The organism is Streptomyces sp. NPDC048288, from assembly GCF_043201555.1.
Taxonomy (GTDB): Bacteria; Actinomycetota; Actinomycetes; order Streptomycetales; family Streptomycetaceae; genus Streptomyces.
In genome coordinates this window covers 602,100-615,534 of sequence record NZ_JBICZD010000001.1, presented here as the reverse complement: position 1 = coordinate 615,534, position 13,435 = coordinate 602,100, and the positions used below count along the sequence as shown (strand labels likewise).

Annotated in this window: 14 protein-coding genes; 5 read left to right on the top strand and 9 right to left on the bottom strand. The window is 71.9% G+C overall.

What is annotated here, in order from left to right; all coding sequences use genetic code 11:
* The first annotated feature begins 34 nt into the window (after window positions 1-34).
* Window positions 35-709 (top strand): bifunctional 4-hydroxy-2-oxoglutarate aldolase/2-dehydro-3-deoxy-phosphogluconate aldolase, encoded by a 675-nt coding sequence (locus ACGFZS_RS02665; RefSeq protein WP_393793582.1) that lies wholly within the window; start codon window positions 35-37, stop codon window positions 707-709.
* Here the strand turns inward: ACGFZS_RS02665 and ACGFZS_RS02660 are convergent.
* The 3 genes from ACGFZS_RS02660 to ACGFZS_RS02650 are packed head-to-tail and all read right to left on the bottom strand — an operon-like array spanning window position 681 to window position 3,524.
* Entirely contained in the window at window positions 681-1,925 is a 1,245-nt protein-coding gene (locus ACGFZS_RS02660) for a bifunctional RNase H/acid phosphatase (protein WP_393793581.1), read from the bottom strand. The genes ACGFZS_RS02665 and ACGFZS_RS02660 overlap by 29 nt on opposite strands.
* A 19-nt stretch (window positions 1,926-1,944) precedes the next feature.
* Window positions 1,945-2,688 (bottom strand): zinc ribbon domain-containing protein, encoded by a 744-nt coding sequence (locus tag ACGFZS_RS02655; protein WP_393794109.1) that lies wholly within the window; start codon window positions 2,686-2,688, stop codon window positions 1,945-1,947.
* Window positions 2,685-3,524 (bottom strand): Nif3-like dinuclear metal center hexameric protein, encoded by an 840-nt coding sequence (locus ACGFZS_RS02650; protein WP_393793580.1) that lies wholly within the window; start codon window positions 3,522-3,524, stop codon window positions 2,685-2,687. Before ACGFZS_RS02650 ends, ACGFZS_RS02655 begins: the two co-directional genes overlap by 4 nt.
* A 188-nt stretch (window positions 3,525-3,712) precedes the next feature.
* Here ACGFZS_RS02650 and ACGFZS_RS02645 point away from each other — a divergent pair, with 188 nt between their 5' ends.
* Window positions 3,713-4,879, top strand: coding sequence for a hypothetical protein (locus ACGFZS_RS02645; protein ID WP_393793579.1), 1,167 nt, complete (start codon window positions 3,713-3,715; stop codon window positions 4,877-4,879).
* A gap of 93 nt (window positions 4,880-4,972) precedes the next feature.
* Window positions 4,973-5,125 carry a hypothetical protein gene (locus ACGFZS_RS02640; protein ID WP_393793578.1) on the top strand — a complete coding sequence of 51 codons (153 nt, stop codon included), beginning with the start codon at window positions 4,973-4,975 and terminating at the stop codon, window positions 5,123-5,125.
* A gap of 58 nt (window positions 5,126-5,183) precedes the next feature.
* On the opposite strand, the gene ACGFZS_RS02635 is transcribed toward ACGFZS_RS02640, so the two are convergent.
* From ACGFZS_RS02635 to ACGFZS_RS02625, 3 genes are read right to left on the bottom strand one after another with little or no spacing between them, the layout of a single operon-like run.
* The gene (locus tag ACGFZS_RS02635; RefSeq protein ID WP_393793577.1) at window positions 5,184-6,134 is read right to left on the bottom strand and encodes a 3-oxoacyl-ACP reductase; all 951 of its coding nucleotides are present in this window, start codon (window positions 6,132-6,134) and stop codon (window positions 5,184-5,186) included.
* Window positions 6,135-6,148: 14 nt separating this feature from the next.
* The gene (locus ACGFZS_RS02630) at window positions 6,149-7,225 is read right to left on the bottom strand and encodes a Zn-dependent alcohol dehydrogenase (protein ID WP_355712904.1); all 1,077 of its coding nucleotides are present in this window, start codon (window positions 7,223-7,225) and stop codon (window positions 6,149-6,151) included.
* Window positions 7,226-7,254: 29 nt separating this feature from the next.
* Window positions 7,255-8,112 carry a MaoC/PaaZ C-terminal domain-containing protein gene (locus tag ACGFZS_RS02625; RefSeq protein WP_393793576.1) on the bottom strand — a complete coding sequence of 286 codons (858 nt, stop codon included), beginning with the start codon at window positions 8,110-8,112 and terminating at the stop codon, window positions 7,255-7,257.
* Window positions 8,113-8,388: 276 nt separating this feature from the next.
* Here ACGFZS_RS02625 and ACGFZS_RS02620 point away from each other — a divergent pair, with 276 nt between their 5' ends.
* Window positions 8,389-9,660 carry a sensor histidine kinase gene (locus ACGFZS_RS02620; protein ID WP_393793575.1) on the top strand — a complete coding sequence of 424 codons (1,272 nt, stop codon included), beginning with the start codon at window positions 8,389-8,391 and terminating at the stop codon, window positions 9,658-9,660.
* On the opposite strand, the gene ACGFZS_RS02615 is transcribed toward ACGFZS_RS02620, so the two are convergent.
* Window positions 9,638-11,209 (bottom strand): alpha-L-arabinofuranosidase B, encoded by a 1,572-nt coding sequence (locus ACGFZS_RS02615; RefSeq protein ID WP_393793574.1) that lies wholly within the window; start codon window positions 11,207-11,209, stop codon window positions 9,638-9,640. The two genes, ACGFZS_RS02620 and ACGFZS_RS02615, sit on opposite strands and share 23 nt — an antisense overlap.
* A gap of 260 nt (window positions 11,210-11,469) precedes the next feature.
* Between ACGFZS_RS02615 and ACGFZS_RS02610 the strand changes: the two genes are divergently transcribed.
* The gene (locus tag ACGFZS_RS02610) at window positions 11,470-12,102 is read left to right on the top strand and encodes a response regulator (RefSeq protein WP_393794108.1); all 633 of its coding nucleotides are present in this window, start codon (window positions 11,470-11,472) and stop codon (window positions 12,100-12,102) included.
* 1 nt (window position 12,103) lies between these two features.
* Here the strand turns inward: ACGFZS_RS02610 and ACGFZS_RS02605 are convergent, their stop codons facing one another.
* Together ACGFZS_RS02605 and ACGFZS_RS02600 are read right to left on the bottom strand one after the other, a co-directional pair.
* The gene (locus ACGFZS_RS02605) at window positions 12,104-12,871 is read right to left on the bottom strand and encodes a hypothetical protein (protein WP_365690399.1); all 768 of its coding nucleotides are present in this window, start codon (window positions 12,869-12,871) and stop codon (window positions 12,104-12,106) included.
* Between the two features lie 3 nt (window positions 12,872-12,874).
* Entirely contained in the window at window positions 12,875-13,411 is a 537-nt protein-coding gene (locus ACGFZS_RS02600; protein ID WP_393656078.1) for a SigE family RNA polymerase sigma factor, read from the bottom strand.
* Window positions 13,412-13,435 lie beyond the last annotated feature (24 nt).

The window sequence follows — 13,435 nt, the reverse complement described above, 5'->3', positions numbered from 1 at the left end:
TGCGTAAGCTGCAGCGCCTCGCCAGGATGGCGGCATGCCCACTTCCGTGCTGGATCTCGCGCCCGTCGTGCCCGTCGTCGTGATCGAGGACGCCGGCGACGCCGTACCGCTGGCGCGGGCGCTGGTGGCCGGTGGGCTGCCCGCGATCGAGGTGACGCTGCGGACCCCGGCCGCGCTCGACGCGATCCGGGCGATCGCCGGTGCCGTGCCGGACGCGGTGGTCGGGGCGGGGACCGTCCTCACGCCCGGTCAGGTCACGGAGTGCGTGACGGCCGGGGCACGGTTCCTCGTCAGCCCCGGGTGGACGGACGGGCTGCTGGGGGCGATGACCGCGTCCGGGGTGCCGTTCCTGCCGGGGGTGTCGACCGCCTCGGAGGTCGTGGCGCTGCTCGAACGCGGGGTGCGGGAGATGAAGTTCTTCCCGGCGCAGGCGGCCGGCGGCACGGCCTATCTGAAGTCCCTCGCGGGTCCGCTGCCGCAGGCTCGCTTCTGCCCGACGGGCGGGATCGGACCGGAGAACGCGCCCGAGTACCTCGCCCTCCCCAACGTCGGCTGTGTGGGCGGCACCTGGATGATCCCGGCGGATGCGGTGGCCGCCGGGGACTGGGGCCGCGTCGAGTCGCTGGCGCGGGCGGCGGCGGGGCTCCGGGACGGTCTCGGGGGCAGTCCCGGGGACGGACTCAGGGACGCAGGTGGGACGTGTCGTTGAAGAGCCGTACGCTCGCGTTGCCGTCGGCGTAGTACGCCACCGCCGACAGGGAGGCCGCCGACAGTTCCATGCGGAACAGGGACTCCGGCGGGGCGCCGAGGGCGAGCCGTACGAACGTCTTGATCGGCGTGACGTGGGTGACCAGCAGGACCGTGCGGCCCGCGTAGGCCGCGACCAGCTTGTCGCGGGTGGCCGCGATGCGCGTCGCGGTCTCGGCGAAGCTCTCGCCGCCGCCGGTGGGGTGTGCCTCGGGGTCGGCGAGCCAGGCGTTCAGGTCGTCCGGGTGGCGCTCGCGGACCTCGCCGAAGGTGAGGCCCTCCCAGGCGCCGAAGTCCGTCTCCTTCAGCCCCTCCTCGATCGTGACGTCGAGGCCGAGGCGCTCGGCGACCGCGCCGGCGGTCTGCCGGGTGCGGGTGAGCGGGGAGGCGAGGATCGTCTCGATCGTGCCGCGCCGGGCGAGGGCCTCGGCGACGCGCCGCGCCTGCTCCAGGCCGACGTCGGAGAGGGCGGGGTCGGTGCCGCCACTGCCGGAGAAGCGTTTCTGGGGGGTGAGGGGGGTCTCGCCGTGGCGGAGGAGGACGAAGGTGGCGGGGGCGCCCATGTCTGGCGACGCCCAGCCGGAGGTCGGTTGAGGTGCCGTCGCTACATGGTGTGCGGCGCGGATGTCGGCGGTGGGTGCGGCGGTCGTCGTCACAGTGCCGGTGCGTGGGGGCTGGTCGCGCAGTTCCCCGCGCCCCTTACGGGGCGCTGTCCTGCCGCCCGCGTCCAGTTCAGCCGTCGACGCCGAAGCAGACCACCGCTCGCCCCGCTTCCCCGCGTCCATCGCCTCGTTCGCCAAGCGGTCGGCGTGTTTGTTCTCGGCGCGGGGGATCCACTCGTAGGTGACCTGGTCCGGCGGGAAGATCCGTCCCGCTTCCATGGCGAGTGGCTTCATGTCGGGGTGTTTGATCTTCCAGCGGCCCGACATCTGCTCGATGACCAGCTTGGAGTCCATGCGGACGTGGACGGCGGCGGAGGGGTCGAGGGTGTGGGCGGCGCGCAGGCCCGCGAGGAGGCCGCGGTACTCGGCGACGTTGTTGGTGACGACGCCGAGGTACTCGGCGGCCTCCGTCAGCGTCTCGCCGGTCGCCGCGTCGACGACCACCGCGCCGTAGCCGGCGGGTCCCGGGTTGCCCCGGGAGCCGCCGTCCGCCTCGACGATGAACTCCCTTGCCACGTGCGCCCCTTAGGTGTCGCTACAGACCCGACTCGGCCGTACGCACCAGGATGCGGCGGCAGTTCTCGCAGCGGACCACGGTGTCGGGCGCGGCCTTGCGGACCTCGGCCAGTTCGGTGATGGCGAGTTCCTGGCGGCAGCCCTGGCAGGTGCGGGCGTACAGCTTGGCCGCGCCGATGCCGCCCTGCTGCTCGCGCAGCTTGTCGTAGAGCTTGAGGAGGTCGGCCGGGACCGAGGCGGCGATGACCTCGCGCTCCTTGGTGACCGTCGCCGCCTCGCCGTCGATGCCCTCGAAGGACGCGTCCCGGCGGGCGGTCGCCTCGTCGATCCGGCCCTGGACCGCGCCGACCCGCTCGGTGAGTTCGGCGACCCGCTCCTGCGCGGACTCGCGGCGCTCCATGACCTCCAGGACGACGTCCTCCAGGTCACCCTGGCGCTTGGCGAGGGAGACGATCTCCTTCTGGAGGTTCTCCAGGTCCTTGGGGGAGGTGACCGCGCCGGAGTCCAGGCGCTGCTGGTCGCGGGCGGCGCGCTGGCGCACCTGGTCCACGTCCTGCTCGGCCTTGGTCTGCTCGCGGGCGGTGTCGCTCTCCTCGGTCTGCGCGGCCACGAGCAGGTCGCGCAGCTGGGTGAGGTCCTTGGTCAGCGACTCGATCTCGGCGTGCTCGGGCAGCGACTTCCGCTTGTGCGCCAGCTGCTGGAGGCGGACGTCCAGGGCCTGGACGTCGAGGAGTCGGATCTGGTCGGCGGGCGCTGCGTTCAGTTGGGGGCTCCAAGGGACGGTGAGTGGCTGGTCCAGGGGTCGGTGACCGTCCTGGAGACGTGCACGCGCAGGTCCCAGCCGTGGCGGTCGGAGATTTCGTCGAGCTGGGCTGCGGCCAGCTCGCACCAGGGCCATTCGGTGGCCCAGTGCGCCGCGTCGAGCAGCGCGAGGGGGCTGTGGGCCACCGCTTCGGAGGCCGGATGGTGGCGCAGGTCGGCGGTGAGGAAGGCGTCGACGCCGGCGGCGCGTACGACGTCGAAGAGGCTGTCGCCGGAGCCGCCGCTGACGGCGACCGTGCGGACGAGGGCCTCGGGGTCGCCGGCGACGCGGATGCCCTGCGCGGTGGCGGGGAGGCGGGCGGCGGCCCGGTCGGCGAGTTCGCGGACGGTCACCGGGTGGTCCAGCTCGCAGACACGGCCCAGGCCCCGGCGGCCCTCCGGATCGGTGGGGTCCGGGACCAGGGGGCGTACGACGCGCAGGTCCAGGGCTCCCGCGAGCGCGTCGGAGACGCCCGGGTCGGCGGTGTCGGCGTTGGTGTGGGCGACGTGCAGCGCGATGTCGTTCTTGATGAGCGTGTGGACGACGCGGCCCTTGAAGTGGATCGCCGCGACCGTCGTCGTACCGCGCAGGTAGAGGGGGTGGTGGGTGACAAGCAGGTCGGCACCCAGCTTCACCGCCTCGTCGACGATGTCCTGGACCGGGTCGACGGCGAACAGGACCCGGGTGACCTCCTGGTCGGGATCGCCCACGACGGTGCCGACCGCGTCCCAGGACTCGGCCCGCTCGGCGGGCCACAGGTCGTCCAGCGCGGCGATGACTTCTGACAGACGGGGCACGGGGAAAAGGCTACCTGCCTGTTCCGTGGGGCCGTACCTGCTCGCCCACGGGAGGCGACGCTCAGCACACCCGTCCCCGTTTCCTCAGGCGAATCGTCGAGTGTGCACCCGTATGTGTGAAGCCAGGGACAGCCGGTCCCCCGCCTGTGCGTGCGAAAACTAGCTTCGTGGCCGGAGGTGACCGAACGATGACGGCCTGTGCGATCGAACCCTCGGCTGCGGACGAGGAAGAAGACGAGGGAGACAGCGCGCCGGGGGCGGGCTGCGCCATCACGGTGGACGGGGCCTACGCGGCCCGGCTGGCTCAGCAGGATGGTTCCTGCTTCCCGGAGCGGTGGACGCTGGACGGCCCCGAGCCCTACGCCGTCCCGCTGCCCGGCAACCAGCCGGAGGAGCCGGACACGGAGGTGCAGCCGATGGGCGACGGGCGGGTGCTCATCCACCGGCTGGTGGACGGGCGCCACCACTTCGCCCTGCTCTATCCGACCGGTCCCGGCACCGGCGAGCTGCCGCTGGGCGCGGTGGAGTGCCCGGACGAGGATGCTTCGCTCCGGCTGCTGCCGCCCGCGCCGGGAGGCACCGCCGCGTACGCGGTCGCGGTGGGACCGCGCTCCTCCACCGTGTGGCTGGTGGCGGGCGGCGCCTTCGGGCCCGAGCGGCTCGCGGTGGTCCCGGGGCGCTGCTCCGGCGGGGTCTGGCTGGACCGGGCCGGGCGGATGCTGGCCCTGGACCGGGAGCTGGGCGGGCGGACCAAGGCGGTCGTGGTGGATCTGGGGCGGGGTGGCGAGGTGTCGCCGCTGCTGCAGATCGCGGCCGACAGCGACGACCGACTGCTGCTCGCCGACGCGGACAGCGGGCTGATCCTGGTCGGCTCGGACGCGCCCTCCCCCGGGCAGGAACGGTTGGGCTGGGGTGTCCTCGGCAGCACGCTGCCGGTGCGCTTCCCGGACTGCCTGCGGGCGACGGAGTGCACGGTGACGCCGTTCGCGATCCAGCCGGGGCAGGTGCTGATGCCGGAGAACTGCGGGGTCGCGCTGCGGATCGACGGTCCGCTCGGCAGCTGGGTCGGCGCCTGGCGGCCCAGAGCCCGCAAGGTGTGCCATCTCCCGGCGCCGGAAGGGTGGTTGGCCGGCGCCGGGCTGTGGACGCAGGACGGGGCACTGCTGCTGCCGTACACCACGGGGGAGGTCCCGTGCGGTGTGGCGGTGGTGGCAGTGCCCTGGGGGGAAACGGGGGAAACCGGGGAAATGGGGGGCCCGGGGGATCCGGCTGAACCGGATCCCCCGGAGCCTGTCGTGAACCGTCCGGTGCCCTTGCAGCAGGCTCCGTTGGCGCGGCTTGTAACGAACCCGTAGCGGTCGGCGTGGCCGCCTGGATTCACCCCGTGGTGGGCCGGTTACACTCGCCGCGCTGTAAGAAAGATCATGTTGACGGGGTGAATTCTTCCGATGAGCGACCACAGCACGTCCGAGCACCTGTCCGCCGAGTTCCATGAGACGGACGGCCACGGCAAGCACCGTGGCCAGGTCTCGGGCCAGGAGAGCGAAACGGCCCCCAGCGGCCGGCACCGCAAGCCGGAGCCCGCCGAGGCGGCGGCCTGACGGTAGGTACGACAGCGGCTCCGCCCTTTCGGGGGCGGGGCCGCTTTCCTCTTTGGTGCTATTGGCGCTTGAGCCCCAGCACCTCCGCCGCCGCGAACGTCTCCCCCGGCGGCCGGTCCGCGTAGTGCGGGGTGAGGAGGGCGTCGAGCTCGTCGTAGCTGAAGGTGTCCTGCTTGCTGTCGAACCGGGCCTGGACGCGCGGCCGGTCGACGATCGCGACCATGCCGCCGTGGACGACCAGGAGTTGGCCGTTGATCCGCTCGGCGGCCGGTGCGGCCAGGTAGCCGACGAGCGGGGCGACGTGTTCGGGGGCGAGGGGGTCGAGGCCCTCGGTGGGCTGTTCGAACCCGGCGAAGACGTCCTCGGTCATCCGGGTGCGGGCGCGCGGGCAGATCACGTTGGCGGTCACGCCGTACTTGGCGAGGGCGAGGGCCGTGGAGGTGGTGAGGCCGACGATCCCGCCTTTCGCGGCCGCGTAGTTGGGCTGGCCCGCGGAGCCGGCGAGGAAGGCCTCGGAGGAGGTGTTGACGATCCGGCCGTACACCTTCGCGCCGCCCGCCGCCTTGGACCGCTCCCGCCAGTGCGCCGCCGCGAAGCGGGTGGTGTTGAAGTGGCCCTTGAGGTGGACCCGGATCACCGAGTCCCACTCCTCCTCGGTCATGGAGAAGACCATGCGGTCCCGCAGGATGCCCGCGTTGTTGACGAGGATGTCGAGTCGGCCGTAGGTCTCCGTCGCCCGTGCGAGAAGCTCGCGCGCCTGCGTGAAGTCGGCGACGTCCCCGGTGTGGGCGACGGCCTGTCCGCCGGCCGCGCGGATCTCCTCGGCGACCTGCTCGGCCGGTCCGGCGGAGGCCGCCCCGGAGCCGTCGCGGCCGGGCTGACCGAAGTCGTTGACGACGACGGCCGCGCCCAGCCGGGCGAGTTCGAGCGCCTCGGCCCGGCCGAGTCCGCGGCCGGCGCCGGTGACGATCGCCGTGCGTCCGTCCAGCGGCCGCTCCGAGTCCGGCATACGACGGCTCCCCATCAGATCTCTATGCAGGTGCGCAGCGCCGTGCCCGTGCGCATCTGGTCCAGGGCCTCGTTGATCTCGGCCAGCGGCACCCGGTGGGTGATCAGGCCCTCCAGGTCGATGCGGCCCGCCCGCCACAGGGCGATGGTGCGCTCGTAGGAGCGGACCACGTCCCCGCCGCCGTACATGGACGGCAGGATCCGCTTCTCGTCGAAGAACAGCTCGAACATGTTGAGCTGGAGGAAGTCGTCCATGGCGCCCGCGCCGACCACGACGAGCGTGCCGCCGCGCCGGGTGTTCTCGTACGCGGTGCGGGCGGTCACGGACTTGCCGACGACCTCGAAGACGTAGTCGAAGCCCTCGCCGGCGGTGACCTCCTGTTTGGCGCCGGGCAGTTCGTCCGGTGAGACGGCCCGGGTCGCCCCGAAGCGGAGGGCCGACTCGCGCCGGGAGGCGACCGGGTCGACGGCGACGATCTCGGCCGCGCCCTTGAGCCGCGCGCCCTGGATCGCCGAGATGCCGACGCCCCCGCAGCCGATGACGGCCACCGACGAACCGGCCTCCACGTCGGCCGTGTTGAGGGCCGCGCCGAGCCCTGTGGTCACCCCGCAGCCGATCAGCGCGGCGATGTCGAAGGGCACGTCGTCCGGGATCGGCACCGCGCACCCGGCGTCGACCACGACCTCTTCGGTGAACGTGCCGGTGCCCGCGAAGCCGAAGACATCACCGCCGGGGCGCCGGAAGTTGGGGGTGCCGGCGTTCATGAACCCGGCCAGGCACAGCTCGGTCTGCCCGCGCTTGCAGGCGGGACACGCCCCGCAGGCCGGCAGCCAGCAGACGACGACCCGGTCGCCGGGCTTCACCCGGGTGACGCCCTCCCCCACCTCCAGGACCTCGCCCGCGCCCTCGTGTCCGGGCACGAACGGGCCCGGCTGCGGCAGCACCCCGTTCATCGCCGACAGGTCCGAGTGGCACAGCCCCGTGGCGCGCACCCGTATCCGCACCCTGCCGGGCCCGAATCCCACCGCCTCGACGTCGTCGAGGACCTCCAGCTTCTCCTGGCCGATCTCGTGCAGAACGGCTGCGCGCATGGTGCGGCTCCCCTCAACTGCTCAGTGGATCAAGAGTGTTCGACGATCGTGTCGGCGAGGACGGGCGCGTCGTCCCGCTCGACGGCGCTGACGGCGACCCGTGTGGAGTCGGGCGCGTGCCACATCCGGATGCGTAGGGTCTCCCCCGGGTACACCACCCCGGCGAACCGGGTCCCGTACGACCGCACCCGGCTCACGTCCCCGCCGAGCAGGGTGTCCACGACCGCCTTGAGCGTGATGCCGTAGGTGCACAGGCCGTGCAGGATGGGCCGGTCGAAGCCGGCGAGCTTGGCGAACTCGGGGTCGGCGTGCAGCGGGTTGTAGTCGCCGGAGAGGCGGTAGAGCAGGGCCTGGTCCTCACGGATGCCCCGTTCCACCGTCCGGTCCGGCTCGCCGGTGGGCGGGTCGAGACGGCCGGCGGGCCCCCGGTCGCCGCCCCACCCCCCTTCCCCCCGGACGAAGATCTGGGCGTCGTTGGTCCACAGCGGGCCGTCGGCGTCGGCGACCTCGGTGCGCATCACCAGGACGGCCGCCTTGCCCTTGTCGTACACGGCGGCGATACGACCGGTGGCGGTGGCGGTGCCCGCGACGGGGAGGGGGCGGTGCAGGGTGAGGGACTGGCCGCCGTGCAGCACCTTGGCGAGGTCGACGTCGACGCCGGGCATGGACAGTCCGCTGATCACCCCGGGCGAGCCGGCGCCCGCGACGGTGGCGAAGCTCGGCAGGACGTGCAGCCGGGACTCCAGGGTGTAGCGCAGTTCGTCGGGGTCGGTGGCGGGGCGGCCCGCGCCGATGCCGAGGTGGTAGAGCTGGACGTCCCGGCGCTCCCAGCGGATCTCCCCGGACCGGGGGTCGGCGGCGAGGGCCTTGGCTGCGTCGATGGGCATACGGCTCCTGAGGTGTCTCAAGACCTCGGCACGGCCGTCCGCACCGTCGGCCGCACCGAGGTCGTCCACGGGCGGATCTAGAACGCGTTCCAGTCCAGCGCCCCTTGTATAGCCCAGCGCTCCGCACTTGTGAAGGCTCCTGACGTCGTGTCAGATTCGGTCGCGCCCGGCCATGACATTTGTCCTGCCCAGGGCCGTACATCCGCCTCTGCCGGACGGGCCCGCCCTTTCGTATGGTCGTAGCGCTGGACCGGTACGGATCGGGGGACGGGCGACATGGCGTGGTGGCAGCAGGTGAAGTGCCAGGTGGGTGCCTGGCAGCGGGCGCGTGCGCAGTGGCGGGAGGAGATGACCCGCTTCAAGGAGCAGCAGAGGGCCGCACGGAGGAGCGGGAAGGTGCCGGAGCATCCGGGGCCGCCGCCGACCGGCTTCGCGCTGCTCCCCTGGCTGCTGATGGGTCTTGGCTCCTTCTCCAACCTGCTCCAGGGCAAGACGCCCAACCCGTGGATCGGCGGCCTGGGCCTGCTCGCCTTCAACTCGCTGTACATCTACGTGACCTTCCGCTCCTTCCGCAGGGAGGCCCGGGAGAGCGTCTCCACCCGGGTCGCCCTGCTGCTGATGGGCCTGCTGACCACGGGCCTGGCCCTCGGCTACGGCGGCAACTGGCTGATGTTCTTCCCGCTGCTCGGCCTGGCCACCGGAGCGGTGCTGCGCGGCCCCTGGCTGGGCCGGGCCGGGATCCTGCTGGCCGGCTTCGCCGGCGCGGTCTCCTGGTACCGGGACGGGTCCGACGCCATCACCATCGCCTACGGCACCTTCCTCTCCACGATGATCACCGCCGCGATCCTCTCCCTCTCCGAGGCCGTACGGGAGCTGCGCGCGGCCCGCGAGGAGCTGGCCCGGCGCGCGGTGGAGAAGGAGCGGCTGCGGTTCTCCCGGGATCTGCACGATCTGCTCGGGCACACGCTGTCGGTGATCGTCGTGAAGTCGGAGGCGGCCCGGCGGCTCGCGGCCCGGGACATGGACGCGGCGCTGGCGCAGGTCTCCGACATCGAGTCGGTCGGCCGGCAGGCGCTCACCGAGATCCGCGAGGCGGTGACCGGCTACCGCGAGGGCAGCCTCGCCACCGAGCTCACCCGGGCCCGCTCGGCCCTCGCCGCGGCGAGCGTCGAGACGGTGGTCCGGCAGTCCGGGACCCCGCTCGCGCCGCAGACCGAGACGCTCCTCGGCTGGGTGGTGCGCGAGGCCGTCACCAACATGGTCCGGCACAGTGACGCCCGCCACTGCGAGATCACCGTCGACAGCGGCGCCGAGCGGGTCCGGCTGACGGTCACCGACGACGGGTCGGGCGCGGTGGCCGCCGAGCCCCGCAGCGGGGGCATCGGCGGCACCGGCCTGAAGGGGCTGACCGAGCGCCTCGCGGCGGCGGGCGGCTCCCTCAGGGCCGGCCCGGCGCCGCGCGGCGGCTTCACGGTCACCGCGGAACTCCCCACCGAGGCGGTGGAGCTGCTGACCTCGATGGTGGCTACGGCGCCCACGGCGAGCTGACGGCCCAGCTCACGTCGTCGGTCCACGAGGTGGCGCTGTCCCAGGCGTTGGAACCGCCGTCGCTCGCTATGTAGAGGTTGTAGTTGTAGTGCCGTAGGTATTTCGTCGGGTAGTTGTACGACGCGAAGGACGTGCCCGTGCCGCTCTTGCCGGTCGTCGGACAGAACGTGGCGTCCTGCCTGAACGTGGTGGTGCCGTCCATGGGCTGCCGGTAGATCTTGTAGTTGTAGTGGCGCAGGTAGTCGCCGGGGTAGTTCCGCGACTCGAAGGAGACGCAGGAGCTGCTCGCCAGGCCGGGGCGGACGATCCAGGTGGCGTCGTTCTTGTCCAGGGTGGAGCTGCTGGAGGTGATCGCGGACAGGACGCCGGCGTTGTTCTGGTGGCGGACGTAGTCCGTGGTGCAGCAGGACGTGGTGGCCTGCAGGGAGATCTCCGAGGCGGCACCCAGGGTGCCGGTGGAGCCGGTCGCGCCGCCGTAGCCGACGGAGACGATGTTGGACTGGACGGCGTCGTCGGCGGCGTCGGTCGGGATGCCGGAGGTCATCACGCCCTCGAAGTAGGAGCCGATGGAGCCGTTGCTGTTGTCGCCGCCGGTGCCGAGGACGATCGCGCCCTCCTGGTGCATCGGCGAGTAACCGCTGCTGGTGCTGGGTTCACTGCCGGAATAGGTGGTCGTCAGACCGCCCGATTGCGCGTTTCCCCATTTCAGTGCGAAATGATCCTGGCCGTTGTTCTTCAGCAAAGCGGTGACGAACGGTATCGCGCCCGTGCCCGTGTTGGACGAGTTGGTGCTGTAGCCGAGGTTGGACTGGAACAGCCCGTTCTCCAGGTCCGCCTGCACCCAGGGGCCGGAGCCGTAGCAGGGCGAGAACCAGCACTCGGTGCCGAAGTTGATGGCGTCCATGTGGCCGTTGCCGGTGTCCTTGTTGTTGGTCTCGGCGTTGCCGTAGTCGAAGCAGCAGCTGCCGTTCACATGGGTGCCGGAGGTGACCATGTACATCCCCTCGGCGCCGCCGTTGGTGGCGACCCCCGAGGTGGAGTTGTCCCGGTAGCCCATGCCGGCCGAGATCTCCAGGCCGTAGACCTGGTGCCCGCCGACGGTCACCGGCAGGGCGTCCGCCGGGGCGCCGACATCGGCCGCGCCGGCCCCGCCCGCGCCCTCGACGGTGAGGTCGTTGTGCTGGCTGGACTGGTCGTAGATCTTGGTGATGATGCAGGTCGTACCGGCGCAGAAGGAGTCCTGCGCGGCCGCGTTGGCGTAGCCGCCGGTGGCCAGCAGACCGATGTTCGCCGTGGCGCTGTCCGAGGCACGCTGCACCTGGTAGAGGGAGCCGCTGTACGACGAGTACAGCGCCCGGACCAGGCTGTGCGCGGCGACGCAGGGCGTGCCGGCGGCGGCGTACACGTCACAGGGCAGCGAGCTCGCGGCGGACGCCTCCGGGGCGCCGGCCCCGACGACGAGCGCGGCGATGGTCACGAACGCCGCGAGCACGGACAGTACGGCTCTCTTCAGCCGGGGCGGACAGGAGCGTGCGGCTCCTGGGGTCACTGAGAACACGATGCACCTCTTCTTCGTTTCCTCGTAGGGCGGTGCGGGTGCGTGGCCGATATACCGAACGCCGTTCGATCGATATACCGAACCTATTCAGCTGTCGAAATGCCGACCGTTCGCCGACCATTCGGGGAATTGCAGAGGTGATTGTTTGAGCACGGTCAACCGCCGTCAAGACCTGCGGGCCGGAACAATGACTACTCTTTAATTGACGCTCCTGAAGCTACGCTTGGCCTGTGTACGAGCCTGCGAACGAGATGCCCCGGTCCCACCGGCCGGCCAAGTCGATCAGGGTGCTGCTCGCCGAGGACCAGGGGATGATGCGCGGGGCGCTCGCCTTACTGCTCGGCATGGAGCCGGACATCGAGGTCGTCGCCCAGGTCGGGACCGGCGACGCGATCGCGGACGCGGCCCTGGTCCACCGGCCCGACGTGGCCCTCCTCGACATCGAACTGCCGGGCCTCAGCGGCCTGGACGCGGCGGCGGAGCTGCGCGAGCAGGCCCCCGACTGCCGGGTGCTGATCCTCACCACCTTCGGCCGGCCGGGCTATCTGCGGCGGGCGATGGAGGCCGGGGCGGCCGGGTTCCTCGTCAAGGACGGGCCGGTCGAGGAACTGGCCCAGGCGATCCGGCGGGTGCTCACCGGCGAGACCGTGGTCGACCCGGCGCTCGCCACGGCCGCGCTCAGCGCCGGGCCGAACCCGCTCACCACCCGCGAGTGCGACGTCCTCAAGGCCTCGGTGGACGGCGCGACCGTCGCCGACATCGCGGCGAAGCTGCATCTGTCGGAGTCGACGGTCCGCAACTACCTCTCCGCCGCGATCGGCAAGACCGGCACCCGCAACCGGGCGGAGGCGGTACGGGAGGCCCGTCAGCAGGGGTGGCTGTGAGCTACTTGATCACCCCCGCCGTCTTGTTCCCCTGCCCCTTCGGCCCCAGGCACACGAACCAGTCCACCGGGGAGCCGGCGGCCGCGGTGGGGCGGACGTAGGCCTTCGTGCCGCCGTCGAAGTCGCACTCGACCAGTTGGGCGGTCTTGGCGACCCGGCCCACCACGAGCCGGTCGTCCCGCTCCGGGTCCCCCGCCTTCAGCGGCAGGGAGCCGAACACGATGTCCCTGCCCGCCATGTGGTCCCACTTCTTTACGGTCTGGAACAGCAGCACCCTGGAACGGCTGCCCTCGCCGTAGAACAGGCTCGTGTAGTACGACGTCTTGCCGACCAGATGCGCGAGAGCGGGCAGGGCGTCCTCATCGATGCCGTAGCTCCTCATCGCGTCCAGTTGCGCGGCCGCTTCCGCCTTGTCACGCGGCGCTCCCCACACGGAGATGACCACGCGCCAGCTCCGCCCCTGGTCCGTGCCGTGAGCCAACTCCGTGACCTGGGGCTTGTCCACATGGCGTACAGGGGTCGCCACCTGTGACCGGTGCTCCCCCGGCAGCCCGGTCACCGCCAGCGTCACTCCCGCCGAGCCCGCCAGCACCGCCACCGCCGTGGCCGTCGCCACCGCCCAGCGGCGGGTACGGCGGCGCCGGCCGCCGCGCAGCACCGCCTGGACGGGGGCCGTGCCGATCTCGACGGCGTCCGTGGCGTCCGCGAGGAGGAGGGCGATGTCCGCCTCCGCCTGTGTCATGTCCTGGTTCTTCCGGTCCGTGCTCATCCGTCACGCCCTCCCTTGCGTCACCATGTCGGCCAGTCCCGGTATGGCACGGAGCTTCGCGATCCCCTTGGCCGCGTTGCTCTTCACCGTGCCGACCGAACAGCCCATCGCCTCGGCCGCCTGGGTCTCCGTCAGGTCCTCCCAGTAGCGCAGCACCACGGCCTCCCGCTGCCGCGGCGGCAGTTGGGCGAGCGCCGTGAGCAGGGTGCTGCGGTCGTCGGCCTGGGCGATCCGGTCCCCCGTGTCGGGCACCTCGCGCACCAGGCCCGAGTCGTCCCTGGGCGCGAGGAACTCCTTGAGTTTCCTTCTGTGCCGGCGCGCGTGCGCGTTGATCATCACGCGCCGCACGTACGCCTCCGGGTCGTCGGCCGAGCCGACCTTCCGCCAGGCCACGAAGACCTGTTCGAGCGTCGACTGGACCAGGTCCTCGGCGGCGTGCTGCTCCCCCGTGAGGAGAAATGCCGTACGCATCAGCCGCGGCCAGCGGCCGATCATGAAGCTCTGGAACTCCTCGTTCCGAGCGTCCTTCCGCTCCCCCATGGGCACCTCCTAGATGTAAAGAGG